The following is a 988-nucleotide window of genomic DNA, read 5'->3' as shown; positions in this document are numbered from 1 at the left end:
TTTAAATCTTTAATAGACTCTAAGCCATCTGCTTCACTATGATGTCTATCAACATCGACTACAAAAAACTGTTCAGTTTTAAGAGCGATTTTAGCAAAGGGATAACGTTTCCAGATTGCTTCAATTTCATCTACAGTAAGAGCAGGTTTATTAGCAAACTTTATAAGAGGTCTTTTATCATTTCCAATTGGAATTACCGAAAAACCGTGCTCAGCATAGCTCTTAGCATAATTAACTAAATTTTGCATTTTTAAAATGGAATTTTAGATTCATCAATTTCTTCTTCACTACCTGGATTATCTGCAAAAGGATCTTCAATTGCTTCAGGTGTAGTAGGTTGTTCAGCTTCATAGAAGTCGTAATTGCGGTAAGGATGGTCAGGGTCCTTTTTATTTCTGCTTTCAATGATTTCAAGAGTTAAAGTCTTGCCTAAGTGTGAGCTAAATGCTTGTTGAATTTCTTCATAAACATTAGTTACATCGTCTTCAAGGCCTGCAAAAATTCGTTTATCGAATTCAAAACCAATTACTGAAGCAATTTTCATGATGGTTTTAATTGAACGTTCTAATACAAAGTCAGGCATAGGCTTACCAGTAGAAGTTACTAGTTCAAGTGAAGGGAAAACATTTTCTTTTCTACCAGCAAATTCACCATCTAAAACTTCAAAGGTAAACATAACAAATTCACGGTCATTCTTAGCTTGATGAGTAACGCCTGAAAGTGATACATAGTACTTACCAGCAGGTAATGCACTATTACCGCCTACCTTATCCTTCTTTGGGTCAAAATCCTTTAAGTTTGCAAAAACATCTTTTAATGACATAAATATAATCTCCTTAATCTTTTTTTATTTTGAAAACATTCCACGGCAGCTTTCTAAAAGCTGTAAAACCCGTTCGTTTGATATATTTTCTGGTTTATAATTCATTCGCTTATCATCAACCTTACGTAAGTAAGTGTTAGGTCCTAACTTTCGTAAGTGAATAAC

At 33.7% G+C, this 988-nt stretch carries 1 protein-coding gene and 1 pseudogene; both read right to left on the bottom strand.

All coding sequences use genetic code 11. The features are described 5' to 3' along the window. Positions 1-248, bottom strand: a pseudogene (locus ACNDLV_RS08115) (bifunctional DNA primase/polymerase); the annotation flags it as partial. 2 nt (positions 249-250) lie between these two features. Next, on the bottom strand, positions 251-823 hold the full coding sequence (locus ACNDLV_RS08110) for a hypothetical protein (RefSeq protein ID WP_144772332.1): 573 nt from the start codon (positions 821-823) through the stop codon (positions 251-253). Positions 824-988: the final 165 nt, after the last annotated feature.

Source organism: Lactobacillus fornicalis, from assembly GCF_055362665.1.
Note: the sequence above shows the minus strand (reverse complement) of the source record. Positions and strands in the feature narration are given on the sequence as shown.

Bases quoted from the DNA above. Each gene is read 5' to 3' on its own strand.
- ACNDLV_RS08110 (WP_144772332.1), bottom strand. From the start codon at position 823: ATGTCATTAAAAGATGTTTTTGCAAACTTAAAGGATTTTGACCCAAAG.